The sequence below is a fragment of the Caulobacter soli genome (assembly GCF_011045195.1).
Taxonomy (GTDB): domain Bacteria; phylum Pseudomonadota; class Alphaproteobacteria; order Caulobacterales; family Caulobacteraceae; genus Caulobacter; species Caulobacter soli.
Window position 1 is genome coordinate 1,715,620 of sequence record NZ_CP049199.1, and the last position, 21,475, is coordinate 1,737,094.

Below are 21,475 nucleotides of genomic sequence, written 5' to 3' on the forward strand. Positions count from 1 at the left end.
GATCACCTTGAAGCCGCGCGGGGTGCGCGGCAAGAGGCCGCTGGTCCAGGATTCGGACGGTCAAGGACTTACCCTTGGGGAAAACAAGCGTAAAAGCGCCGCCATGACCGATACGCCCCAGCCCGCGCCCACCGTCATTCCCTGGCGGCTTGTCCTGATGCTGGGGGCGCTGACCGCCTTCGCCCCGATGTCGATCGACATGTATCTGTCCAGCATGCCCGAGATCGGTCGCCAGCTGCACGCCGGGCCCGACAACGTCCAGGCGACCCTGGCGGCCTTCTTCGCCGGCATGGCTATCGGCCAATTCCTGTACGGCCCCGCTTCGGACCGGTTCGGCCGCCGTGGCCCGCTGCTGCTGGGCATCGGCATCTATGTCGTCGCCTCGGTGGTCTGCACCCTGGCCCCGTCGATCGAGGTGCTGATCGCCGCCCGCTTCGTGCAGGCCCTGGGTGGTTGCGCCGGGGCGGTGATCGCGCGGGCGGTGGCCCGCGACCGGTTCAATCACGCCGACACTGCCCGGGTGCTGTCGATGATGACGCTGATCATGGGTCTGGCCCCCGTGCTGGCGCCGCAACTGGGCGGCGTGATCCAGTTCTTCACGGGCTGGCGCGGGGTGTTCGGGACGCTGGTGGTGTTCGGCCTACTGATCGGTGCGTGGATCGCCGTGGCCCTGACGGAGTCGCGTTCGGAGGCCACGGCCGTTCAGGCCCGTTCGGAGAATCCGTTCAAGGCCTACGCCGCGCTGCTGAGCCAGAAGCGGCTGCTCGGCTACGGCCTCGCCGGGGCGCTGAACGGAGCCACCCTGTTCACCTATATCTCGACCTCGCCGGACCTGGTGATGGGGACCTACGGTCACACGCCGCTGGTGTTCAACATCATCTTCGCCTTCAACGCCGTGGGCATCATCGGCGCCAGCCAGGTCAACCGGCTGCTGCTGCGTCGCCTGACGCCGGACCAGGTGCTGGTGCGGGCCAGCGTCGCCTCGATCATCGCGGCCTTATTGTTGTCCGCCGCCGCCTGGAGCGGACTGGGCGGAGAGTACACGGTATTGCCGCTGCTGTTCGCGGCCCTGGCCAGCTATGGCCTGATGGCGGGCAACACCATGGCCGGGGCGCTGAGCGTGGATCCCCGGCGGGCCGGCTCTATCTCGGCGCTGATGGGCGGGGTCGCGTTCGCGGCCGGGGCCCTGGCCTCGTGGGTCGGCGGCCTGCTGCACGACGGCACGCCCAAGCCGGTGGCGGTGGTGATGTTCGCCTGTCTGGTCGGCTCCAGCCTGGCGATCTTCGGTCTGGCGGTCCCGAAAGGGCTGCGCGCCAAGGCGCCGGCCTAGGCTTGGTCCTCGGCGATCGTTCCGGCGCGCCAGGCCAGCAGCAGCCAGCCGGCCAGGAAGCACAGGCCGCCGAACGGGGTGACCATGCCCATCAGGCGCGGCGCGCCGAACGCCAGAGCGTAGAGCGAGCCGGAGAACAGCAGGGTTCCGACCAGGAACAGGGCAGGGGTCGCCAGGCCCGTCTTGCCGCCGGCCTTCCGCACCGCCAGCCAGCCGAACACCGCCAGGGCGTGGGTCATCTGGTACAGCGACCCGGTATGCAGCAGCTCAGCGGCGCGGGCGTCCTTGGCCCCATGGGCGGCGAAGGCGCCGAAGGCCACGGCCAGGAAGCCGCTGAGGGCGGCCAGGCGGATGACGAGGGCCGAGCCGCGCATCACTTGTGCTTCTTGTGCGAATTGTGCTCGGCCAGCTCGGCCGGCGTGATGTCCAGGAACGACGGCGCGGCGGCGTTGTAGGCGTCGGTCTTGTTCAGATCGATGACCACGCTGCGGTGGCCTTCCCAGATCATGTGCGCGGCGACATAGAGCACGATGGCCAGGCCGATGAAGCCGATCCAGCGGTGCTTGTGCAGCAGCTTGGCGATGGCGTTGGCGGCCAGGCCCATCAGCAGGATCGACAGCAGCAGGCCGAAGACCAGGATGGCGGGGTGCTCGCGGGCCGCGCCGGCCACGGCCAGCACGTTGTCCAGCGACATCGAGACGTCGGCGATCAGCACCTGCAGGAAGGCTTGCTTGAAGCTCTTGGCCGGCTTGATGTTGGATTCGACAGGCTGTTCGCCGTCGAGGCAGGCCTGGGCGTTGGCCTGGTCGTGGGTGATCTGTTCGCGCAGCTCGCGCCACATCTTCCAGCAGACCCACAGCAGCAGGATGCCGCCGGCCAACAGCAGGCCGATCACGCCCAGCAGCCAGGTGGTGATCAGGGCGAAGCTGATGCGCAGCACCACGGCCGCGCCCAGCCCGTAGAGAATGACCTTCTTGCGGTCCTTGGCCGGCAGGCCGCCGGCCGCCAGGCCAACGGCCACCGCGTTGTCGCCCGCCAGGACGAGGTCGATCATCAGGACGGAGAGAAAGGCCGCGAACGGACCGTTCAGTCCGCCCACCTGGGCTATGAGCGCGTCAAACATGCGGCCTCAATGCGGCAGGCGGGCGGGTCTGGCAAGCGTCCCCTAGTGGGTGTGCTCAAGTTCCTTGTGCTCGGCGTGCGCCGCGTGGCCGTGGTCGTCGTGATGACCGGCTTCGGCGTGGCCGGGAGCGTGGTCGTCAGCGCCGTGGGCGTGGTCGTCGTGACCGTGAGCGGGGGCCTCGTGATGCTCGCCGGCATGGTCGTGGCCGCTGACCGTCAAGGCCTCGGCGCCGACCGTCGGGGCGACATGGTGGTCGTCGTGCCCATGGCCGTGACCGTGATCGTCGTGGCCATGCTCATGAGCCGGAGTCTCGAAGGGGCTGTGCTCTTCGTGGCCGTGGTCGTCGTGGGCATGGCTGACCGCGGTGGCCACCGCCGCGCCGGCCAGGGCGCCGCCGGCGGCCGCGACCATCGGGTTGACGTAGTTGACCTCGGCGGTCTTTGGCGCGGGGTCGAGTTCCATCTCGTTGCGGCCGTAGTCGGTCAAGGTGCGGAACTTGCGGCGACGCTCGGCCCGGGCCTTGGAGGCCGAGGCGTTACGCGAGATCGCCACCAGGATCAGCAGGGCCAGCAGCACCAGCGCGCCGCCCAGAAGCGACTTGCCCGGCACCTTGCCGATACCCGGCAGGTCGACGGTCTCGTACTGACCCAGGCTCGGCATGGCGAACTTGAAGCCCTTGGTCTTTTCCTTCACCGCCTCCTGGATCGGCGCGACCTGCTTGGCGATCGAGCCCAGGGTGAAGCCCTGAACCGGCTTGGCGCCGTTCAGCTCGACGCCGAACTCGGTCTTCAGCGGGCCCTTGGCGGCCGGAGTCGGCTTGACCTGCCAGGCGAAGGTGGCGGGCTCGCCGGCCTTGACCACGGCGGTCTGGCGACCGTTCGGGGTGATTTCGTAGCCCTGGCCCTGCAGGTCGGCGTAGGCGCTGGTCTTCTTGGCCGACTTGGTCAGGCCCAGCTTGGCGGCTTCCTTCTTGATCAGATCGCCGAGCGTGGCGGGCAGGGACAGGGTGACCTGGCCCTCCTTGCCCTGGGTCAGGCTTTCGGCCGTGGCCAGGGTCGCGCCCTTGGTGGCTTCCGGCGCGACGGCGGCCTGCAGCTTTTCCAGCTTGGTCAGCGGCTTGGCCGGGACGGGCTTGGCGGCGGCGATCGGCGCGACCACCGGGGCCTTGGCGACGACCGGCGCGGCCGGCTTGGGCGCGACGACGGGCTTCAGCGGGGCCGGGGCGGGCGCCACGGCGACCGGCTTCGGCGCGGGCTTGGCCACCGGCGCGGGCTGGGCGACCCGAACAGGCGCGGCGTGGGCGCGGTGGGCCGGGGCGGCGACGGCGCGCGGCGCGTAGCGCTCGGACCGATGCGAGCCCTTGGGATTGGCGATCGGCGCCATGGCGGTGACCAGCGTGCCGTCGGCGCGGCGCCAGGTCTTCAAGTCCGGATTGCTGGTGGTCACCGGGATCGGCGCCGTCGCGGCCGTGGGCGGCGGACCGCCCAGCAGCCCGTCGGCAGGAGACGTGTCGCCCGCGGAAGCCGCCCCGCCCAACAGTTCGGGCGTCGGCGTCGGCCTCGCACTATAGCCGGTCTCGGTCGTGGCGGGCGGGGCCTCGACGGGCTCCCGCGCGCCGCAACCGGCGATCACCAAAACACTCATCGCGCAGCCGGCCAGAGCCGCCAAACGGACTTTGTTATGCAACATCGGGTCCCCCGATCCCATGTTTGAACTCTCCGCTAAGCAGGGCCGCGCGGTCTCAAGCTTGAGAGAACCACGTCATCGCGACGAAATCAAAACGGTTAAGAGAGATTCACGAACCACTTTCTTCCTAGGGGCGAATTTTCGACGCTTCATAGAGCGCGACCGCCGCCGCCGCGGACACGTTCAGGCTCTCGAACCCCCCGGGCATGGCAATTTTTCCCATCGCGTCGCAGTGCTCGGCGACCAGCCGGCGCACGCCTTCGCCTTCCGAACCGAGCACCAGGACCGTGGGGGCGCCGTCCAGCACCTGGTCGAGGGTGTGCTCGGCCTCGCCGGCCAGGCCCACGGCCCGCCAGCCCAGATCGGCCAGTTCCTCAAGGGCGCGGGAAAGATTGACCACGCGCGCGTGAGGGATCTTGTCCACCGCCCCGACGGCGGTCTTGGCCAGCACGCCGGTCAGGGCCGGGGCATGGCGGTCCTGCAGAATCACGCCCTTGGCCCCGAAGGCGGCGGCCGAGCGGAAGATCGCGCCGATATTCTGCGGGTCGGTGATCTGGTCCAGCATCACCAGCAGGCCCTGGGCGGGAGCGCCCAGGTCATGAACGGTCAGCGCGTCCGGCTCGTCGATCTTCAGCGCGATACCCTGGTGAACCGCCCCGGCCGGCAGCTGTCGAGCGATCTCGCCGCCTTCGAGGATCTGCAGGAAGGGGGCCTTGGCCAGATTCGGCGCGAGTCGTTTGGCGCGATCCGGAGTGGCCAGAAGACGTTTCGGAATGGGTCTGGCGGGGTTGGAAAGTGCGGCCTCGACGGCGTGAGTCCCCCAAATCCAGTCCTTGGCGTCGCCCTGACCCTTGGAAAACCTGTTGTTTTCCCGAGGGTTGGAACGAAAATCACGTCCGGGCGAAGAAGGCTTTTTCCGGTCGTTGCGTTCGGAATGAGAGGACACTATAAGACGCGCTCCGATTTGGGGCCCTGAGGGTTTCCGAGAGCCAGGGCGGCGCTGCTTTAGCATCGTCTCACGGGTCTCGAGGAAGCTTTTGTTCCTTTTTCGTGACGAGCGGTTCGCCGCTGGTTTCGGGGATGGAAAGGCCGCTTTGAAGGAACTCTGTCGCGCGCTGGGGGAATGTCCCGAGTGGCAAAGGGGGGGGACTGTAAATCCCCTGGCGTACGCCTTCGTAGGTTCGAGTCCTACTTCCCCCACCACGCGCGACGAGAGCTCCGACGAGGCTTGGTCCCAAAGCCAGAGACCGGGAGCCGACGCGACCCCGCTAGCTAGGCGGGTATAGCACAGTGGTAGTGCAGCAGCCTTCCAAGCTGAGGATGCGGGTTCGATTCCCGCTACCCGCTCCAGCTCCCCATATGAATGACCCTGAAACAACCCCGCCGGCGCGAAGGTAGAGACGATGGCCAAGGAAAAGTTCGAACGTAATAAGCCGCACTGCAACATCGGCACGATTGGTCACGTTGACCACGGCAAGACGACGTTGACGGCCGCGATCACCATCATCCTGGCCAAGTCGGGCGGCGCGACGGCGAAGAACTACGCCGACATCGACGCCGCGCCGGAAGAAAAGGCCCGCGGCATCACGATCAACACCGCGCACGTGGAATATGAGACGGCCAACCGTCACTACGCCCACGTCGACTGCCCCGGCCACGCCGACTACGTGAAGAACATGATCACGGGCGCGGCCCAGATGGACGGCGCGATCCTGGTCGTGTCGGCCGCCGACGGCCCGATGCCGCAGACCCGCGAGCACATCCTGCTGGCCCGTCAGGTCGGCGTGCCGGCGCTGGTCGTCTACATGAACAAGGTCGACCTGGTCGACGACGCCGAGCTGCTGGAACTGGTCGAGATGGAAGTGCGCGAGCTGCTCAGCTCGTACGACTTCCCGGGCGACGACATTCCGATCACCAAGGGTTCGGCCAAGGTCGCCATCGACGGCGGCGATCCGATCATCGGCGAGCAGTCGATCCTGGAACTGATGACCACGGTCGACACCTACATCCCGCAGCCGGCCCGCCCGGTTGACCAACCCTTCCTGATGCCGGTCGAAGACGTGTTCTCGATCTCGGGCCGCGGCACGGTCGTGACCGGTCGTATCGAAAAGGGCATCGTGAAGGTCGGCGAGGAAGTCGAGATCGTCGGCATCCGCGCCCCGCAGAAGACCACCTGCACGGGCGTTGAAATGTTCCGCAAGCTGCTGGACCAAGGTCAAGCCGGCGACAACGTGGGCGTGCTGCTGCGCGGCACCAAGCGCGAAGACGTCGAGCGCGGCCAAGTGCTGTGCAAGCCCGGTTCGATCACCCCGCACACCAAGTTCGCGGCCGAGGCCTACATCCTGACCAAGGAAGAAGGCGGTCGTCACACCCCGTTCTTCACCAACTATCGCCCTCAGTTCTACTTCCGCACCACGGACGTGACCGGGATCATCAAGCTGCGCGAAGGCGTGGAAATGATCATGCCGGGCGACAACGCCGAGCTGGACATCGAGCTGATCACCCCGATCGCCATGGACCAAGGCCTGCGCTTCGCCATCCGCGAAGGCGGCCGGACCGTCGGTTCGGGCGTCGTCTCCAAGATCGTCGAGTAGTCGATCGATCTTCAGCGACTAGGCTGACCTAAGCGAAGGCCCCGGAGGAAACTCCGGGGCCTTTTGCTGTTCTAGGTTGTGCGCGGTGACCGTGTTAAACGGCGTTTATGGATCCTCAGCTCGCCGCCCTCCTGCCAAAGGACAAGCTGGATACAGCGGCCATCGAACGGCTGAGCCAAGCCGGCTATCCCTTTATCGAGCCTCTCCTGTCGGAACTGCTGACCTGGATGCAGGATCTGAACTGGCCAGTCGCGCAAGATTTGAGGCCCTTCCTGGCCGATATTGGCGCGCCGCTAGCGCCGCATATACGCGCGGTGCTTCGGACTCACGACGACGTCTGGAAATATTGGACAGTGATCGGCGTGGTCGCGGAATCGAACCCGCTGACCGTGATGCTTCGACCTGAACTGAAGCGTATCGCCAACTCGCCTACGGAAGGGGAGCGCGAGGAGCGGATCGATGTGGTGGCCCGGAACATTCTACGACGCCTGGAGGCCGGATCCGACGAGAGCGTCCTTCCTCAAGAATATGTAGCTCATAACCGTCAGGTTCTCGGCGAGGCCTAAGCCCCCGTCACCGGCTCGGCCAGGAAGGCGTGGATCGCCGCCACCACCTGGGCGCCTTCTCCGACCGCGGCGGCGACGCGCTTGACCGAGCCGGCCCGGGCGTCGCCGATCGCGAACACGCCGTGGCGGCTGGTCTGCAGGGGCGGATGGCCCGGCGCCAGGTCCTGGCCGGTGCGCACGAAGCCGTGGTTGTCCAGCTCGACCCGGCATTGGCTCAGCCAGGCGGTGTTGGGCGCGGCGCCGATGAACAGGAAGAGGTGGCTGATCTCGCAGCGGTCCTCCTCGCCGGTGTCGAGGTCGCGGTGGCGGATCGCGCGCAGCTGGCCGTTTTCGCCCTCCAGCTCGAAGATCTCGTTGCGGACGACGACCTCGATATTGGGCAGGCTCTCGATGCGGTCGATCAGGTAGCGCGACATGCTGGCGTGCAGGCTCTTGCCGCGAATGACCAGCCAGACCTTCTTGACCTGGCTGGCCAGATAGACCGCCGCCTGGCCCGCCGAATTGCCGGCCCCGACCAGCGCCACCTCCTGGCCCGCGCACAGCTTGGCCTCGAGCGGCGAGGCCCAGTAGTGGACGCTGCTGCCCTCGAACTCGTCCAGGTTGGACACCTCCAGCCGGCGATAGCGGGCGCCGCTGGCGATGACCACGGTCTTGGCCTGGGTGGTCTCGCCGCTGACCAGTTTCAGGTGATAGCCGCTGAGGCCGTCGTCGCCCTCGCAATCGAGACTGGCCACCTCGTCCGGGATCGCCAGATTGGCCCCGAACTTCTGGGCCTGGTTGTAGGCGCGCGCCATCAGGGCCATGCCCGAGACGCCGGTGGGGAAGCCCAGATAGTTCTCGATCCGGGCCGAGGCGCCGGCCTGGCCGCCGAACGCGCGGGTGTCGAGCACCAGCACCGACAGGCCCTCGGAGGCGGCGTAGACGGCGGTGGCCAGGCCGGCCGGACCGGCCCCGACCACGGCCACGTCATAGACGCGGCTGGGATCCAGATCGCCGACCATGCCGATGCAACGCGCCAGCTCGGCGTTCGAAGGGTGGCGGAGAAGCTGGCCGCCGGGGCACAGCACGATCGGCAGCTCGGCCTCGTCGACCGAGAACCGCTCGATCAGCACCTTGGCGCAGTCGACCTGGTCGGGATCCAGATGCCGATAGGGATGGCCGTTGCGGCTCAGGAAGCCGGACAGGCGGATGACCACGCCGTCGGCGGCGCGGCCGATGATCACCGGGCCTCCAGCCCCTGTTTCCAGCAGGCCGACGCGGCGCAGGATCAGGGCCCGCATGATCCGCTCGCCCAGCTCGGCCTCGGCGATCAGCACCGCGCGCAGGCGGTCGGGCTTGATGCGCAGGACCTCCAGGTCGGTCAGGGCGTGGACGTCGACCAGGGACGGGCGGCCCGACAGCTGGGCCAACTCGCCGATGAAGCCGCCGGGCCCGTGCTCGACGATCACATGGGTTTCGTCCATGGCGTCGCGGCGGGTGACCCGGGCGGTTCCTTCCAGCACGATCATGACGCCGGGCGAGACCTCGCCGGCCTTGGCCAGCACGGCGCCGGCCTTGGCGTGGGCGATGTCGCCGAACCGGCGGATGCGGTCGATCTCCTCCGGCTTGAGGCTGGGGAACATCTGCTCGCGGCGGGTGTCGATAATGGCCATGGTCCCAGTGTGCGTCAGGATCGCCGCGTGGTCATCCGCTCAGCGCGACGGAATTTGAACGTTCCTGCCGTCTTGAACGGGAAGGCGGCATCGGGGTTGGAGATGCGGGCGGCGAGGCGGTAAACTGCGGCCATGTCGAAAGCCGCCGCTCAACGCCGGTCCGCCACCCAATGGCGGGTCGGGGCCGGATCCGAAGCCATCGCCCGGGCTACGCCCCAGGAAGTCGCCGTTGGCCTGTCGTTCGACGGTCGACCGCACACCGTGCTGATGGCCACCCCAGACGACGTCGAGGACCTGGCCCTGGGCTTCACCATCACCGAGGCGGTGGCCAAGGCGGGCGACGTGCTCGGAATCGAGGTCACCCAGACGGATCTGGGCATCCTGGCCGACGTGAAGCTTCAACCCGGCGCGATCCAGCGCAAGGCCCGGCCGCGCACCCTGGAGGGACGGTCCAGCTGCGGGCTGTGCGGGGTGCAGCGCCTGGCCGACGCCGTGCGGCCGCTGCCGCGCTTGGAAAGCGGCGTGAGGGTCTCGCACCAAGCCATCCAACGCGCTGTCGACGCCCTGGGCGACGTCCAGGCCCTGGGCCGCTTGACCAGGGCCACTCACGCCGCGGCCTTCGCGGACGCCGAGGGCGCGCTGGTCGTGGTCCGCGAGGATGTCGGCCGGCACAACGCCCTGGACAAGCTGGCCGGCGCCATGGCCCGCGAGGGCCGCGATGCTTCGGACGGCTTCGTCTTGGTGACCAGCCGCTGTTCGTTCGAGATGGTCGAGAAGACCGTACGGATGGGCTGCTCGATGCTGGTGGCGGTCTCGGCCCCGACCGATTTGGCGATCCGCCGGGCCGAGGAGTCCGGCCTGACCCTGGTCGCTCTGGCCCGCGCCGACGGCCACACCGTCTTCACCTATGCCGAGCGCCTGCTCGACGCCGCGCCGGAGCTGGTCTGATGGCCAAGGACGAGATCGATCACGCCAACGCCAAGATCCCCGGCATCCACCGTTACGACAACGCCGCCGGCGGCTGGGGCGCGCTGAAGGCGGTAGCCGGGGCCCTGACCGATCAGGAGACGGTGATCGAGGGCGGCAAGACCCTGCTGCGCGCCAATCAGCCGGAGGGCTTCGACTGCCCCGGCTGCGCCTGGCCCGATCCAAAACATACCTCGTCGTTCGAGTTCTGCGAGAACGGGGCCAAGGCCGTGGCCTGGGAGGCGACGTCCAAGCGCGCCACGCCCGAGGTGTTCGCCGCCCACACCGTCACCGCGCTGAAGACCTGGAGCGACCACGCCCTGGAGGATCTGGGCCGGCTGACCCATCCGATGGCCTATGATCGGGCGAGCGATCGCTATCTGCCCATCGCCTGGGACGAGGCCTTCGCGCGCACGGCCAACGGCCTGAAGGCGCTGGGCCACCCGAACCAGGCGGAGTTCTACGCCTCGGGGCGGGCTTCCAACGAGGCGGCGTTCCTGTTCCAGCTGTTGGGCCGGCGCGTGGGGACCAACAATTTCCCCGACTGCTCCAACATGTGCCACGAGCCGACCAGCGTCGGCCTGCCGGACTCGATCGGCATGGGCAAGGGCTCGGTGACGCTGGAGGATTTCGACCACGCCGACCTGATCCTCAGCTTCGGCCACAACCCCGGCACCAACCATCCGCGGATGATGACCACGCTACGCGACGCCGCCCGGCGCGGGGCGACGATCCTGGCCTTCAATCCGCTGAAGGAGCGGGCCCTGGAGAAGTTCGCCGCGCCGCAGGACCCGGTCGAGATGGCGACCCTGACCTCGACCCCGATCGCTTCGGCCTACTATCAGGTGTCCATCGGCGGCGACGCCTTGGCGGTGCAGGGGATGATGAAGGCCGTCCTGGCCCTGGACGAGCAAAGCCAGGGCACGGTGCTGGACCGCGCCTTCATCGCCGAGCACACCGAGGGCTTCGAGGCGGTGAGGGCCATCGTCGAAGACCTGAGTTGGGACGAGATCGAGACTGGCTCAGGGCTGACGCGGGCCCAGATCGAGGAAGCGGCCCGAGCCTATGCCGGCGCCAAGGCGACGATCCTCTGCTACGGCATGGGCCTGACCCAGCACCGCTCCTCGTCCAGCACGGTGCAGCAACTGGTCAACTTGCTGCTGCTGAAGGGCAATATCGGCCGGCCGGGGGCGGGGATCTGTCCCGTGCGGGGCCACTCCAACGTCCAGGGCGACCGGACGGTCGGGATCTGGGAAAAGCCCTCGGCCGCTTTCCTGGACTCGATGGACAAGGTCTTCGCCTTCAAGTCGCCGCGCGAGCACGGCCACACGGTGGTCGAGACGATCGCGGCCATGGAAGCGGGCGAGACCAAGGTGTTCGTCGGCCTGGGCGGCAATTTCGCGGTCGCTGCGCCCGACCCGACCCGCACCTTCGCGGCGATCCGGAAGGTGGGACTGACGGTCCACGTCGCCACCAAGCTGAACCGGACCCATCTGCTGCATGGCGAGGAGAGCCTGCTGCTGCCGTGCCTGGGACGCACCGAGATGGATCTGCAGGCCGGCGTGCGCCAGGCGGTGACGGTCGAGGACTCGATGTCGATGGTCCACGCCTCGCGCGGGCTGAACGCCCCGGCCTCGGACCAGCTGAAGTCCGAGCCGGCGATCGTCGCGGGGATCGGCGCGGCGCTGTTCGGGCCGGGCGACATCGTCGACTGGCCGGGCCTGGCCGCCGACTACGACAAGATCCGTGACCTGATCGAGGCGGTCTTCCCCGAGGCCTTCACCAACTATAATGAGCGGGTGCGCCAGCCGGGCGGCTTCCGCCTGCCGGTTCCGCCGTCCGAGCGGGTCTGGAAGACCCCCAGCGGCAAGGCCCAGTTCCTGGCCCATCGCCATGACGGCCAGGACGCCCGGCGGGGCGAGGCCGACGTGCTGCTGCTGACCACGGTGCGCAGCCACGACCAGTACAACACCACCATCTACGGCCAGAACGACCGCTATCGCGGGGTGTTCGGTCGCCGCGACGTGGTCTTCGCCCATCCCGACGACATCGCCTCGCGGGGCCTGAAGGCCGGCGACCGCATCGACCTGACGGCGGCCTTCGACGACACCGGGCGACGGGCGGTGCGCGGCTTCACCCTGGTGGAGCGCGACATCCCCCGGGGCTGCCTGGCCGCCTATTATCCCGAGACCAATGTGCTGGTGGCGCTGGACGACCACGACCGCCGCAGCGGCACGCCCGCCTACAAGTCCGTGCCGGTGCGGCTGGCGGCCGCGTCGATTGAGGCCCAATCATGACAAGCGGGTCATGACCTCGAATTAAGTCGTTTCTCGATAAGCGCGCGGCTAGCTTTTCCTCAACACCAGTTTCGTTCGAGGGAACAACCGATGCGCGCTCTTCTGCTTCTGGCCTCCGCCGCCACCGTCCTGGGCTTCGCCGGGACCGCCGCCGCCGCCGATCCGTCCGTGAAGATCAAGGACGCCGTGGCGCGGGTTGAGGTGATCCCGGAGGCCCGTAGCGACGTGAAGGTCGAGTTCCTGACGACCAACCAAAGCCTGCCGCTGAAGATCCGCCAGGATCGCTCGGACGTCACCATCGACGGTGGCCTGCGGATGAACCGCATCAATGGCTGCAACACGGTGATGGGCAAGACGGTCGTTCACGTGCGCGGCGTCGGTGACGTGAAGTGGGAAGACATCCCGCAGATCGTGGTCCGCGTGCCGATGGACGCCGAGGTCGCTGCTGGCGGCGCGGTGTTCGGCAATGTCGGTCGGACAGACCGCCTGGAGCTGTCCAACGCCGGTTGCGGCGATTGGACCGTGGCCAACGTCAAGGGCAAGCTGGATCTGAACCAGGCCGGCTCTGGCGACACCAAGGCCGGCAGCGCCGGCTCGGCCGAGATCAACATCGCCGGTTCGGGCGACGTGAAGACCCAGGAGATCGGCGGCGACCTGGAGATCAACATCGCCGGCTCGGGCGGGGTGACCGCCGCCAGCGTCAACGGCAAGCTCGAGGCCAACATCGCCGGTTCGGGCGACGTGACCGTCCGGGGCGGCCATTCGCGGGCGGTGGACGTCAGCGTCATGGGCTCGGGCGACGTCGACTTCGACGGCGAGGCCGACTCCGTCGAGGTGTCGGTGGCCGGCTCGGGCGACGTGCGCATCGCCAAGGCCAACGGCCCGGTGAGCAAGCACGTGGCCGGTTCGGGCGAGGTGAACATCGGCCGCTAGTCGCCGACGCGCTCCACCGCGCTCACGCTACATATATATATAAAGAGAAACGCCCCGGAGCCGAAGCTCCGGGGCGTTCCTTCATTCGCGGATCGCGAACCGTCGTTCTTATTGAACGATGGTGCGGACCGGGGCGCGAACGCCGAACAGGGTCTCGGCGTCGATCAGGTCGGCGCCCGAACGGTCGCGGGTCTTCAGGCTGCCGCCGAACGTGTAGCGGAAGCCAACCTTCACGGCTTCCGAGTTCAGGTCGGCCAGGTCCTTGGACTCGGTGTGGGTGTACTTGCCGAAGGTCGACCAGCCGGTGTTGGCGAACTTGTATTCGCCGCCGACATTGACGTCCCAGACGTCGGCCTTCGAGAAGCCCTTGGGGTCGAGGTTGGCGTAGCCGGCGCCGGCGTCCAGACGGAAGTCGTCCGAGACGAAGTAACGGGCTTCACCGCGCACGGTGTAGAGGTCGGCGTCGGCGTCGTTCTCGTGGCCATAGGCGGCGACGCCCGTCAGGGTGACGCGGTCGAAGTACTTGCTGGCTTCGGCGCCGACGGCCCACAGGGTGTCGCTCGACGGACGCGACAGGGCGGCGAAGCCGCCGACGCGCACGGTGTCGCCGGCGACCAGGGTCGTGGCGTGGGCGGCGGTCGAGGCGACGGTTTCGTCGCTCAGGTCGTTGTCGTTGACCGAGACGTTGCCGTTCAGGGTCACGGTCCAGGCGCCGGTCGGGATGGCGACGTTGCCGTCGACCTTCACCGAGGTGCCGTCGGCGTCGAGGCCGGTGGCCTTGATGTCGGAGTAGTTCACGGCGGCGCCGATCGAGCCGACGTTCTGAGCGAAGGCGGGAGCCGAGACGGCCACGGCCAGGACGGCGGCGGCGGCAAAGAGTTGGGTCTTCATAGTGGGTAATCCCCTTACTGTGTGGCCTCGATCGGCCGGCGGTCGTTTGGGGAGGGCCGCCGGTCCGTCGAGGAGCGGCGGATCTATGGAGCTTCGCCGACCCCCACAAGGCGGGCGAAGTCGGTCATCGGCGAATTGATGCAGTTTTATGACACTTGCGGAAACGGACTGGGATTCCTATCGCGTGCGCTCGCACGTTCATGCCCTATATATCTCCCGATAAGGGCATGTCTCATCGATCGCTGGTTTGTCGCGCCGCAATCGGGCCTTCTCTGTTAAGTCCGCTCCCAAGGGTTGTCGCCGGGTCGAAGACGACCGGGCGTGGTTCCAGCCGCCGAGCGGGAACGCGGGTGGAGAGAGGAAGGAGAGGGGAAGGAGAGGGGAGGGCGGGGTGTGTTTCGCCGCCGTCAAAACCCGTTCCGAACCGCTTGACGAAACCGATTCACACACGTAAAAGCCCCCTTCTGTTGGACCGGCTGTGAGCTTTCGAGCTTAAACGCGGTTCGCGAACGACTGCGGGCGGCCCCTTTCTGGGTGTTGTTTTCAGTCACCGGCCCTAGCGGGTGACCGCCGGGGCCTATTTGTTTTGCGGACGCTGCGTTCGGAGTCTCCCCCGGGAGGATCCGAGTTGGTCTTTGAAATGGTTCGAGACGCGGGCGCAGCCCACTAGGAAACCGAGCGATATGGATCGTCAGAACATCCGCATCCGGCTCAAGGCCTTCGATCACCGCGTGTTGGATCATTCCACGCGCGAGATCGTGAATACGGCCAAGCGCACGGGTGCGACGGTACGGGGCCCGATCCCCCTGCCCACGCTTATCGAGAAATTCACCGTCAACCGCTCGCCGCACGTCGACAAGAAGTCGCGCGAGCAGTTCGAGATCCGTACGCACAAGCGCGTCCTCGACATCGTTGACCCGACTCCGCAGACCGTGGACGCGCTGATGAAGCTCGACCTGTCGGCCGGCGTTGACGTCGAAATCAAGCTGTAAGGAGGGCCGAACAGATGACTCTCCCCGCTAATCGTACTGGCGTGATCGCCAAGAAGCTGGGCATGACCCGCTTCTTCGATGAAACCGGACAGCACGTCCCGGTCACCGTCCTGTCGCTGGACGGTTGCCAGGTCACGGGCCAGCGCACGGTCGAGAAGGACGGTTACACCGCCCTGCAACTCGGCGCCGGCGCCAAGAAGCCCAAGAACACCTCCAAGGCCCTGCGCGGCCACTTCGCCAAGAATTCGGTCGAGCCCAAGCGGATCGTCGCCGAATTCCGCGTGGATGAAGCCGCTCTGATCGATGTGGGCGCCGAATTCACGGCTGACCACTACGTCGCCGGCCAGAAGGTGGACATCCAAGGCATCACCGTCGGTAAGGGTTTTGCCGGCGCCATGAAGCGCTGGAACTTCGGCGGTCTGCGCGCCACCCACGGCGTCTCGGTCTCGCACCGTTCGCACGGTTCGACGGGTAACCGTCAGGATCCGGGTCGCACGTTCCCGGGCAAGAAGATGGCCGGTCACCTGGGTCAGGAAACCGTCACCACCCTGAACGTCACCGTTTGGAAAGTGGACGTCGAACGCGGCCTGATCCTGGTCAAGGGCGCTGTCCCCGGCTCGGAAGGCTCGTACGTCAAGGTTCGCGACGCGATCAAGAAGGCCGCTCCGGCCGACCTGCCGCGTCCGGGCGCCTTCCGCAAGGCTGGCGAGGCTCCGGCCGCCGCCGCTGAAACCCCCGCTGAGGAAGCCCCCGCGGCGACGACCGAAGAGGGCGAAGGCTAATGAAACTCGACGTCATCAAACTGGACGGCGGCAAGGCCGGCTCCGTTGATCTCGACGACGCCATCTTTGGCATCGCCGACATCCGCGGCGACATCCTGCAGCGCGTCGTCACCTGGCAGCTGGCCAAGCGCCGCTCCGGGAACCACAAGATTCAAGTCCGCAACGAGGTCTCTCGTACGGGCAAGAAGATGTACAAGCAAAAGGGCACCGGCTCGGCTCGTCACGGTTCGCGCCGTGCGGCTCAGTTCGTCGGCGGCGCCAAGGCTCACGGGCCTGTCGTTCGTAGCCACGCGTTCGATCTTCCCAAGAAGATCCGCGCCATGGCTCTGCGCCACGCTCTGTCGTCGAAGGCCAAGGCCGGCTCGATCGTCGTGCTGGACAGCGCCGTTCTGACCGATCCGAAGACGGCCGCCCTGCGCGCCAACTTCGAAAAGCTCGGCCTGAAGAACGCGCTGGTCATCGCGGGTCCGGAAGTGGACGGCAACTTCAAGCTCGCCGCCCGCAACATTCCGAACATCGACGTGCTGCCGAACGCCGGCCTGAACGTCTATGACGTGCTGCGTCGCCAAACGCTCGTCCTGACCAAGGACGCGATCGAGGCGATCTCGGCCCGTTTCGCTGAGAAGGAAGCCGCCTGATGGCCGCAACCGCCCGCCACTACGACACGATCCTGTCGCCGGTGATCACCGAGAAGGCCACCCTGCTCAGCGAGCAGAACAAGGTTGTCTTCCGCGTGTCCGCCGATGCGTCGAAGGACGAAATCGCCGCCGCAGTCGAAGAGCTGTTCAAGGTCAAGGTCACCAAGGTCAACACCCTGGTCACCAAGGGCAAGACCAAGCGCTTCCGTGGCATCATCGGACGCCGTTCCGATGTCAAAAAAGCCATCGTGACCCTGGCCGAAGGCCAGTCGATCGACATCACGACGGGGCTCTAATCAGATGGCCTTGAAGCACTTTAACCCGACCAGCCCCGGCCAGCGCGGCCTGGTGCTGATCGACCGCAGCGAGCTCCACAAGGGCCGCCCGGAAAAGAAGCTGGTCGAAGGTCTGACCAAGTCGGGCGGTCGTGGCGGCAATGGCCGTATCGCGGTCCGCTTCCGCGGCGGCGGCGCCAAGCGCCTGTACCGTCTGGTCGACTTCAAGCGTCGTAAGCAAGGCACGGCCACGGTCGTTCGCCTCGAGTACGATCCGAACCGCACCGCCTTCATCGCCCTGATCAAGTATCAGGACGGCGAACTGTCCTACATCCTGGCTCCGCAACGCCTGAAGGCCGGCGACGAAGTCGTCACCGCCGACAAGGTCGACGTGAAGCCGGGCAACACCTCGCCGCTGCGGACCATGCCGATCGGCACGATCATCCACAACGTCGAGCTGAAGCCCGCCAAGGGTGGCCAGATCGCCCGTTCGGCTGGCGCCTACGCCCAGCTGGTCGGTCGTGACGCCGGTTACGCTCAGATCCGTCTGAACTCGGGCGAGCTGCGCATGGTGCTCGACACCTGCCTGGCCACCGTCGGCGCCGTGTCGAACCCCGACCACATGAACGAAAACCTCGGCAAGGCCGGGCGCGTTCGTCACATGGGCCGTCGTCCTCACGTCCGCGGCGTCGCCATGAACCCGGTCGACCACCCCCACGGTGGTGGTGAAGGCCGGACTTCGGGCGGTCGTAACCCGGTGACCCCGGCCGGTAAGCCGACCAAGGGCGCCAAGACCCGCGTCAACAAGGCCACGGATAAGTTCATCATCCGTTCGCGCCACAAAGCGAAAAAGGGCCGCTAAGCCATGACCCGCTCCGTCTGGAAAGGCCCGTTCGTCGACGGGTACCTCCTGAAGAAGGCCGACGCCGCTCTGTCGTCGGGCCGCAAGGACGTCATCAAGACCTGGTCGCGCCGCTCGACCATCATGCCGCAGTTCGTCGGCCTGGTGTTCGGCGTGCACAACGGTCAGAAGCACGTTCCCGTCTCCGTGTCGGAAGACATGGTCGGTATGAAGTTCGGTGAGTTCGCTCCCACCCGCAACTTCCCCGGCCACGCCGCCGACAAGAAGGCGAAGAGGAAGTAGGCCATGAGCCAAGCTAAACAACCTCGCCGCCTGCCGGCCAATGAAGCGATGTGCAAGGTTCGCACCTTGCGCACCAGCGCCCGCAAGCTGAACCTGGTCGCTCAGTCCATTCGTGGCCTGAACGTCCAGCGCGCTCTGAACGAGCTCGAATTCAGCCACAAGCGTATCGCTCAGGACGTCCGCAAGGCGCTGTACTCGGCCATCTCCAACGCCGAGAACAACCACAACCTCGACATCGACTCGCTGGTCGTCGCCGAGGCCTATGTGGGCAAGAACCTGGTGATGAAGCGTTTCTCGCCGCGTGCTCGCGGTCGGGCCACGCGCGTTGAAAAGCCGTTCTCCGAGATCACCATCGTGGTCCGCGAACTGGGTGAGGCCGCCTGATGGGTCAGAAAGTCAATCCGGTCGGGCTGCGGCTCGGCGTAAACCGTACCTGGGACAGCCGTTGGTTCGCCGACGGCGAACAGTACGGCAAGCTCCTGCACCAAGACCTCGCGGTCCGTGCGATGCTCAAGAAGCGCCTGTATCAAGCCGGCGTCTCGCGCATCATCATCGAGCGTCCGCACAAGAAGTGCCGCGTCACGATCTATGCCGCCCGTCCGGGCGTCATCATCGGCAAGAAGGGCGCTGACATCGACAAGCTCCGCAAGGACCTGTCGGTGATGACGGAAGGCGAAGTTCACCTGAACATCGTCGAAATCCGTAAGCCCGAAACCGACGCCCAGCTGGTGGCCGAGTCCATCGCCCAGCAGCTCGAGCGCCGGATCGCCTTCCGCCGCGCCATGAAGCGGTCGATCCAATCGGCCGTCCGTCTCGGCGCCAAGGGCATCCGCATCAACGTGTCGGGCCGCCTCGGCGGCGCGGAAATCGCTCGTATGGAATGGTATCGCGAAGGTCGCGTGCCGCTTCACACGCTGCGCGCCGACATCGACTACGGTTTCGCGGAAGCCAAGACCACCTACGGCATCATCGGCGTGAAGACCTGGATCTTCAAAGGCGAAGTGCTGGAGCATGACCCGATGGCGCTCGACAAGCGTCTCGCCACTGAATCCGGCCCGGCCGGCGAAGGTGGTGGGCGCGAGCGCGGCGATCGTCCCGACCGGGGCGACCGCGGCCGTCGCGATCGGGGCTAAGGATAGAGCGCTATGCTGTCACCGAAAAAAACCAAGTATCGCAAGCAGTTCAAGGGCCGTATCCACGGCACCTCGAAGGGCGGCACCCTGCTGAACTTCGGTTCGTACGGCCTGAAGGCCGTCGAGCCTGAGCGCATCACGGCGCGTCAGATCGAAGCTGCTCGTCGCGCCATCACCCGCCAGATGAAGCGTCAAGGCCGCGTCTGGATCCGTATCTTCCCGGACGTGCCGGTCACCGGCAAGCCGGCTGAAGTCCGGATGGGTAAGGGCAAGGGCGCCGTGGACCACTGGGCCGCTCGCGTGGCCCCGGGCCGCATCATGTTCGAAATCGACGGCGTGCCGGACGATATCGCGCGCGAAGCCCTGCGTCTCGGCGCTGCCAAGCTGCCGATTCGTACCCGCGTCGTCACCCGCATCGACGCCGGTGCGGCTCTGGAGGCCGAAGCGGCATGACCAAGATCCAAGACATCCGGGGCCTGACCCCTGACCAACTCGCCGAGCAACTGCTCAACCTGAAAAAAGAGCAGTTCAACCTGCGCTTCCAGGCGGCGACCGGTCAGGTGGAAAAGACCCACCGCGTTGGTGAAATCCGCAAGGAAATCGCCCGCATCAAGACCGTGCTGCGCGCCAAGGCCGCGGCTTAAGGAGAACGATATGCCCAAGCGTATCCTCGAAGGGGTTGTCGTTTCCGATAAAGGCGACAAGACCGTAGTGGTTAAGGTTGAACGGACCATCGTTCACCCGCTGCTGAAGAAGATCGTGCGTCGGTCCAAGAAGTACCACGCGCACGATGAGAGCAATGCGTACAAGGCGGGCGAAATCGCCCGTATCATCGAGTGCGCTCCGAAGTCCAAGCTGAAGACCTGGGAAGTCCTTCCCAAGGCTTCTGCTTAATCTGGAAGGTTTGAACCATGATCCAGATGCAAACTAACCTGGAAGTCGCCGACAACTCCGGCGCCCGCCGGGTCATGTGCATCAAGGTGCTGGGTGGCGCAGGTCGTCGCTACGCCAGCGTCGGTGACGTGATCGTCGTGTCCGTGAAGGAAGCCATTCCCCGCGGCCGCGTGAAGAAGGGTGACGTGCTTCGCGCCGTCGTCGTTCGCGTGAACCAAGGCATGAAGCGTAAGGACGGGTCGCTGATCCGTTTCGACAAGAACGCCGCGGTCATCGTCAACAAGCAGAGCGAGCCGGTCGGCACGCGGATCTTCGGCCCGGTTCCTCGCGAACTGCGCGCCAAGAACCACATGAAGATCATCTCCCTCGCCCCCGAGGTGCTGTAATGGCTGCCAAGATTAAGAAGGGCGACCGCGTTGTCGTCCTGGCCGGCAAGGACAAGGGCAAGCAAGGCGCTGTGACCCAGGTTCTCCCCAAGGAGAACCGCGTCCTGGTGCAAGGCGTGAACCTGGTTCAACGCCACACCAAGGCCACCCAGGCTGATCCGCAAGGCGGCATCAAGAGCAAGGAAGCGACCCTGCACGTCTCGAACGTCGCGCTGGTCGATTCCAACGGCAAGGCCACCCGCGTCGGCTTCAAGATCGAAGGCGACAAGAAGGTGCGCGTCGCCAAGACCACGGGCGAGGTGATCAATGGTTGATCAAGCTTACGAACCGCGGCTGAAGTCCGAATATCGCGCGCGCATCCGCGCCGCGATGAAGGAACAGTTCGCGTACACCAACGAAATGCAGATCCCCAAGCTGGACAAGATCGTCCTGAACATGGGTATCGGCGAAGCTGTGGCCGACTCCAAGAAGGCCCAGACCGCGCTGAAGGATCTGATGGCCATCGCCGGCCAGAAGCCGGTCGCCACGAAGGCCCGCAAGTCCATCGCCGGCTTCAAGCTGCGCGAAGGCATGGTGGTCGGCGCCAAGGTGACCCTCCGCAAGGACCGGATGTACGAGTTCCTCGACCGCCTGGTCACGATCGCGCTGCCGCGCGTGAAGGACTTCCGCGGCCTGAACGGCAAGAGCTTCGACGGCCGTGGCAACTACGCCATGGGCCTGAAGGAGCACCTGGTGTTCCCGGAAATCAACTATGACCAGATCGAACAGATCTGGGGCATGGACATCATCGTCTGCACCACTGCGAAGACCGATCAGGAAGCCAAGGCTCTCCTGAAGGAATTCCAGTTCCCGTTCACGAATTAAGAGCGGGCAGGGAAACACACCATGGCCAAGAAAAGCGCCGTTAACCGTAATCTCGCGGTCAAGGCCCTCGTCAAGCAATTCGCCGACAAGCGCGCCGCGCTGAAGGCGATCGCCAACGACGAAAGCCTGCCGCTGGAAGAACGCTTCGAAGCCCGCCTGAAGCTCGCGAAGCTTCCGCGCAGCTCGTCGGCTGTTCGCATTCGCAACCGTTGCGAAGTGACCGGCCGCCCGCGCGCCTACTATCGCAAGCTGAAGATGAGCCGGATTGCTCTGCGCGAACTGGGTTCGCAAGGGCAGATCCCCGGCCTCGTCAAGTCGAGCTGGTGAGG

General features: G+C 66.4%; 27 protein-coding genes, 2 tRNA genes and 1 pseudogene. 24 read left to right on the forward strand and 6 right to left on the reverse strand.

All coding sequences use genetic code 11. The annotated features are described in order from the left end of the window. Window positions 1–103: 103 nt before the first annotated feature. Window positions 104–1,330, forward strand: coding sequence for a multidrug effflux MFS transporter (locus tag G3M62_RS08290; RefSeq protein WP_165186165.1), 1,227 nt, complete (start codon window positions 104–106; stop codon window positions 1,328–1,330). On the opposite strand, the gene G3M62_RS08295 is transcribed toward G3M62_RS08290, so the two are convergent. The 4 genes from G3M62_RS08295 to rlmB form a co-directional block, all read right to left on the reverse strand. Further along, complete coding sequence (locus G3M62_RS08295) at window positions 1,327–1,704, reverse strand: DUF423 domain-containing protein (RefSeq protein WP_165186166.1); 378 nt, start codon at window positions 1,702–1,704, stop codon at window positions 1,327–1,329. The two genes, G3M62_RS08290 and G3M62_RS08295, sit on opposite strands and share 4 nt — an antisense overlap. Continuing rightward, window positions 1,704–2,453, reverse strand: coding sequence for a TerC family protein (locus G3M62_RS08300; RefSeq protein WP_165186168.1), 750 nt, complete (start codon window positions 2,451–2,453; stop codon window positions 1,704–1,706). Before G3M62_RS08300 ends, G3M62_RS08295 begins: the two co-directional genes overlap by 1 nt. Before the next feature lie 42 nt (window positions 2,454–2,495). Beyond that, the gene (gene stpX / locus G3M62_RS08305; RefSeq protein WP_246263523.1) at window positions 2,496–4,142 is read right to left on the reverse strand and encodes a stalk-specific protein StpX; all 1,647 of its coding nucleotides are present in this window, start codon (window positions 4,140–4,142) and stop codon (window positions 2,496–2,498) included. Window positions 4,143–4,266: 124 nt separating this feature from the next. Then, the gene (rlmB, locus tag G3M62_RS08310) at window positions 4,267–5,085 is read right to left on the reverse strand and encodes a 23S rRNA (guanosine(2251)-2'-O)-methyltransferase RlmB (RefSeq protein ID WP_165186171.1); all 819 of its coding nucleotides are present in this window, start codon (window positions 5,083–5,085) and stop codon (window positions 4,267–4,269) included. 171 nt (window positions 5,086–5,256) lie between these two features. Here rlmB and G3M62_RS08315 point away from each other — a divergent pair. From G3M62_RS08315 to G3M62_RS08330, 4 genes are all read left to right on the forward strand, one after another. After that, a tRNA-Tyr gene (locus G3M62_RS08315) sits at window positions 5,257–5,342 on the forward strand. 73 nt (window positions 5,343–5,415) lie between these two features. Then, window positions 5,416–5,489: transfer RNA gene (locus G3M62_RS08320), tRNA-Gly, on the forward strand. Between the two features lie 53 nt (window positions 5,490–5,542). After that, window positions 5,543–6,733 carry an elongation factor Tu gene (gene tuf, locus G3M62_RS08325; protein WP_165184995.1) on the forward strand — a complete coding sequence of 397 codons (1,191 nt, stop codon included), beginning with the start codon at window positions 5,543–5,545 and terminating at the stop codon, window positions 6,731–6,733. Between the two features lie 107 nt (window positions 6,734–6,840). After that, window positions 6,841–7,299 (forward strand): DUF5071 domain-containing protein, encoded by a 459-nt coding sequence (locus tag G3M62_RS08330; RefSeq protein WP_165186173.1) that lies wholly within the window; start codon window positions 6,841–6,843, stop codon window positions 7,297–7,299. Here the strand turns inward: G3M62_RS08330 and G3M62_RS08335 are convergent. Beyond that, window positions 7,296–8,951, reverse strand: a complete 1,656-nt coding sequence (locus G3M62_RS08335; RefSeq protein ID WP_165186175.1) for an FAD-dependent oxidoreductase — start codon at window positions 8,949–8,951, stop codon at window positions 7,296–7,298. The two genes, G3M62_RS08330 and G3M62_RS08335, sit on opposite strands and share 4 nt — an antisense overlap. Before the next feature lie 132 nt (window positions 8,952–9,083). Between G3M62_RS08335 and fdhD the strand changes: the two genes are divergently transcribed. The 3 genes from fdhD (at window position 9,084) to G3M62_RS08350 (ending at window position 13,147) form a co-directional block, all read left to right on the forward strand. Further along, the gene (fdhD, locus tag G3M62_RS08340; RefSeq protein ID WP_165186176.1) at window positions 9,084–9,899 is read left to right on the forward strand and encodes a formate dehydrogenase accessory sulfurtransferase FdhD; all 816 of its coding nucleotides are present in this window, start codon (window positions 9,084–9,086) and stop codon (window positions 9,897–9,899) included. Continuing rightward, the gene (locus G3M62_RS08345) at window positions 9,899–12,214 is read left to right on the forward strand and encodes an FdhF/YdeP family oxidoreductase (RefSeq protein ID WP_165186178.1); all 2,316 of its coding nucleotides are present in this window, start codon (window positions 9,899–9,901) and stop codon (window positions 12,212–12,214) included. Before fdhD ends, G3M62_RS08345 begins: the two co-directional genes overlap by 1 nt. Before the next feature lie 90 nt (window positions 12,215–12,304). Next, window positions 12,305–13,147 (forward strand): GIN domain-containing protein, encoded by an 843-nt coding sequence (locus G3M62_RS08350; protein WP_165186179.1) that lies wholly within the window; start codon window positions 12,305–12,307, stop codon window positions 13,145–13,147. Window positions 13,148–13,255: 108 nt separating this feature from the next. Here G3M62_RS08350 and G3M62_RS08355 read toward each other — a convergent pair whose 3' ends face one another. Continuing rightward, window positions 13,256–14,038, reverse strand: coding sequence for a P22 phage major capsid protein family protein (locus G3M62_RS08355; RefSeq protein WP_165186181.1), 783 nt, complete (start codon window positions 14,036–14,038; stop codon window positions 13,256–13,258). Between the two features lie 573 nt (window positions 14,039–14,611). On the opposite strand from G3M62_RS08355, the pseudogene G3M62_RS26480 reads away from it, so the two are divergent. From G3M62_RS26480 to rpsN, 16 genes and pseudogenes are all read left to right on the forward strand, one after another. Then, window positions 14,612–14,708, forward strand: a pseudogene (locus G3M62_RS26480) (hypothetical protein); the annotation flags it as partial. Between the two features lie 13 nt (window positions 14,709–14,721). Beyond that, window positions 14,722–15,030 carry a 30S ribosomal protein S10 gene (gene rpsJ, locus G3M62_RS08360; RefSeq protein WP_004616952.1) on the forward strand — a complete coding sequence of 103 codons (309 nt, stop codon included), beginning with the start codon at window positions 14,722–14,724 and terminating at the stop codon, window positions 15,028–15,030. Between the two features lie 14 nt (window positions 15,031–15,044). Continuing rightward, complete coding sequence (gene rplC / locus G3M62_RS08365; RefSeq protein ID WP_165186183.1) at window positions 15,045–15,812, forward strand: 50S ribosomal protein L3; 768 nt, start codon at window positions 15,045–15,047, stop codon at window positions 15,810–15,812. Beyond that, window positions 15,812–16,450: a 50S ribosomal protein L4 gene (gene rplD / locus G3M62_RS08370; RefSeq protein ID WP_165186184.1), complete on the forward strand. Its 639-nt coding sequence runs from the start codon at window positions 15,812–15,814 to the stop codon at window positions 16,448–16,450. The genes rplC and rplD overlap by 1 nt, the downstream gene beginning before the upstream one ends. After that, window positions 16,450–16,746: a 50S ribosomal protein L23 gene (locus G3M62_RS08375; RefSeq protein WP_007662755.1), complete on the forward strand. Its 297-nt coding sequence runs from the start codon at window positions 16,450–16,452 to the stop codon at window positions 16,744–16,746. Before rplD ends, G3M62_RS08375 begins: the two co-directional genes overlap by 1 nt. A 4-nt stretch (window positions 16,747–16,750) precedes the next feature. Continuing rightward, entirely contained in the window at window positions 16,751–17,587 is an 837-nt protein-coding gene (gene rplB / locus G3M62_RS08380; protein ID WP_165186186.1) for a 50S ribosomal protein L2, read from the forward strand. Between the two features lie 3 nt (window positions 17,588–17,590). Beyond that, complete coding sequence (gene rpsS, locus G3M62_RS08385) at window positions 17,591–17,869, forward strand: 30S ribosomal protein S19 (RefSeq protein WP_035049354.1); 279 nt, start codon at window positions 17,591–17,593, stop codon at window positions 17,867–17,869. Between the two features lie 3 nt (window positions 17,870–17,872). Continuing rightward, window positions 17,873–18,253 (forward strand): 50S ribosomal protein L22, encoded by a 381-nt coding sequence (rplV, locus tag G3M62_RS08390; protein WP_012285670.1) that lies wholly within the window; start codon window positions 17,873–17,875, stop codon window positions 18,251–18,253. After that, window positions 18,253–19,002 (forward strand): 30S ribosomal protein S3, encoded by a 750-nt coding sequence (gene rpsC / locus G3M62_RS08395; RefSeq protein WP_028041108.1) that lies wholly within the window; start codon window positions 18,253–18,255, stop codon window positions 19,000–19,002. Before rplV ends, rpsC begins: the two co-directional genes overlap by 1 nt. Window positions 19,003–19,014: 12 nt before the next feature. Next, window positions 19,015–19,455 carry a 50S ribosomal protein L16 gene (rplP, locus tag G3M62_RS08400; RefSeq protein WP_012285672.1) on the forward strand — a complete coding sequence of 147 codons (441 nt, stop codon included), beginning with the start codon at window positions 19,015–19,017 and terminating at the stop codon, window positions 19,453–19,455. Then, entirely contained in the window at window positions 19,452–19,646 is a 195-nt protein-coding gene (rpmC, locus tag G3M62_RS08405) for a 50S ribosomal protein L29 (RefSeq protein WP_165186187.1), read from the forward strand. Before rplP ends, rpmC begins: the two co-directional genes overlap by 4 nt. A gap of 10 nt (window positions 19,647–19,656) precedes the next feature. Next, window positions 19,657–19,896, forward strand: coding sequence for a 30S ribosomal protein S17 (rpsQ, locus tag G3M62_RS08410; protein WP_165186189.1), 240 nt, complete (start codon window positions 19,657–19,659; stop codon window positions 19,894–19,896). Between the two features lie 17 nt (window positions 19,897–19,913). Next, window positions 19,914–20,282: a 50S ribosomal protein L14 gene (gene rplN, locus G3M62_RS08415; RefSeq protein ID WP_007662742.1), complete on the forward strand. Its 369-nt coding sequence runs from the start codon at window positions 19,914–19,916 to the stop codon at window positions 20,280–20,282. Continuing rightward, window positions 20,282–20,596: a 50S ribosomal protein L24 gene (gene rplX / locus G3M62_RS08420; RefSeq protein WP_035080023.1), complete on the forward strand. Its 315-nt coding sequence runs from the start codon at window positions 20,282–20,284 to the stop codon at window positions 20,594–20,596. Before rplN ends, rplX begins: the two co-directional genes overlap by 1 nt. Further along, window positions 20,589–21,146, forward strand: a complete 558-nt coding sequence (gene rplE / locus G3M62_RS08425) for a 50S ribosomal protein L5 (RefSeq protein ID WP_007662739.1) — start codon at window positions 20,589–20,591, stop codon at window positions 21,144–21,146. Before rplX ends, rplE begins: the two co-directional genes overlap by 8 nt. Window positions 21,147–21,167: 21 nt before the next feature. Continuing rightward, on the forward strand, window positions 21,168–21,473 hold the full coding sequence (rpsN, locus tag G3M62_RS08430) for a 30S ribosomal protein S14 (protein ID WP_165186190.1): 306 nt from the start codon (window positions 21,168–21,170) through the stop codon (window positions 21,471–21,473). Window positions 21,474–21,475: the final 2 nt, after the last annotated feature.

Coding starts and splice junctions, on each gene's coding strand:
- G3M62_RS08290 (WP_165186165.1), top strand. CDS start 104: ATGACCGATACGCCCCAGCCCGCGCCCACCGTCATTCCCTGGCGGCTT.
- G3M62_RS08295 (WP_165186166.1), bottom strand. CDS start 1,704: ATGCGCGGCTCGGCCCTCGTCATCCGCCTGGCCGCCCTCAGCGGCTTC.
- G3M62_RS08300 (WP_165186168.1), bottom strand. CDS start 2,453: ATGTTTGACGCGCTCATAGCCCAGGTGGGCGGACTGAACGGTCCGTTC.
- stpX (WP_246263523.1), bottom strand. CDS start 4,142: ATGTTGCATAACAAAGTCCGTTTGGCGGCTCTGGCCGGCTGCGCGATG.
- tuf (WP_165184995.1), top strand. CDS start 5,543: ATGGCCAAGGAAAAGTTCGAACGTAATAAGCCGCACTGCAACATCGGC.
- G3M62_RS08330 (WP_165186173.1), top strand. CDS start 6,841: ATGGATCCTCAGCTCGCCGCCCTCCTGCCAAAGGACAAGCTGGATACA.
- G3M62_RS08335 (WP_165186175.1), bottom strand. CDS start 8,951: ATGGCCATTATCGACACCCGCCGCGAGCAGATGTTCCCCAGCCTCAAG.
- fdhD (WP_165186176.1), top strand. CDS start 9,084: ATGTCGAAAGCCGCCGCTCAACGCCGGTCCGCCACCCAATGGCGGGTC.
- G3M62_RS08345 (WP_165186178.1), top strand. CDS start 9,899: ATGGCCAAGGACGAGATCGATCACGCCAACGCCAAGATCCCCGGCATC.
- G3M62_RS08350 (WP_165186179.1), top strand. CDS start 12,305: ATGCGCGCTCTTCTGCTTCTGGCCTCCGCCGCCACCGTCCTGGGCTTC.
- G3M62_RS08355 (WP_165186181.1), bottom strand. CDS start 14,038: ATGAAGACCCAACTCTTTGCCGCCGCCGCCGTCCTGGCCGTGGCCGTC.
- rpsJ (WP_004616952.1), top strand. CDS start 14,722: ATGGATCGTCAGAACATCCGCATCCGGCTCAAGGCCTTCGATCACCGC.
- rplC (WP_165186183.1), top strand. CDS start 15,045: ATGACTCTCCCCGCTAATCGTACTGGCGTGATCGCCAAGAAGCTGGGC.
- rplD (WP_165186184.1), top strand. CDS start 15,812: ATGAAACTCGACGTCATCAAACTGGACGGCGGCAAGGCCGGCTCCGTT.
- G3M62_RS08375 (WP_007662755.1), top strand. CDS start 16,450: ATGGCCGCAACCGCCCGCCACTACGACACGATCCTGTCGCCGGTGATC.
- rplB (WP_165186186.1), top strand. CDS start 16,751: ATGGCCTTGAAGCACTTTAACCCGACCAGCCCCGGCCAGCGCGGCCTG.
- rpsS (WP_035049354.1), top strand. CDS start 17,591: ATGACCCGCTCCGTCTGGAAAGGCCCGTTCGTCGACGGGTACCTCCTG.
- rplV (WP_012285670.1), top strand. CDS start 17,873: ATGAGCCAAGCTAAACAACCTCGCCGCCTGCCGGCCAATGAAGCGATG.
- rpsC (WP_028041108.1), top strand. CDS start 18,253: ATGGGTCAGAAAGTCAATCCGGTCGGGCTGCGGCTCGGCGTAAACCGT.
- rplP (WP_012285672.1), top strand. CDS start 19,015: ATGCTGTCACCGAAAAAAACCAAGTATCGCAAGCAGTTCAAGGGCCGT.
- rpmC (WP_165186187.1), top strand. CDS start 19,452: ATGACCAAGATCCAAGACATCCGGGGCCTGACCCCTGACCAACTCGCC.
- rpsQ (WP_165186189.1), top strand. CDS start 19,657: ATGCCCAAGCGTATCCTCGAAGGGGTTGTCGTTTCCGATAAAGGCGAC.
- rplN (WP_007662742.1), top strand. CDS start 19,914: ATGATCCAGATGCAAACTAACCTGGAAGTCGCCGACAACTCCGGCGCC.
- rplX (WP_035080023.1), top strand. CDS start 20,282: ATGGCTGCCAAGATTAAGAAGGGCGACCGCGTTGTCGTCCTGGCCGGC.
- rplE (WP_007662739.1), top strand. CDS start 20,589: ATGGTTGATCAAGCTTACGAACCGCGGCTGAAGTCCGAATATCGCGCG.
- rpsN (WP_165186190.1), top strand. CDS start 21,168: ATGGCCAAGAAAAGCGCCGTTAACCGTAATCTCGCGGTCAAGGCCCTC.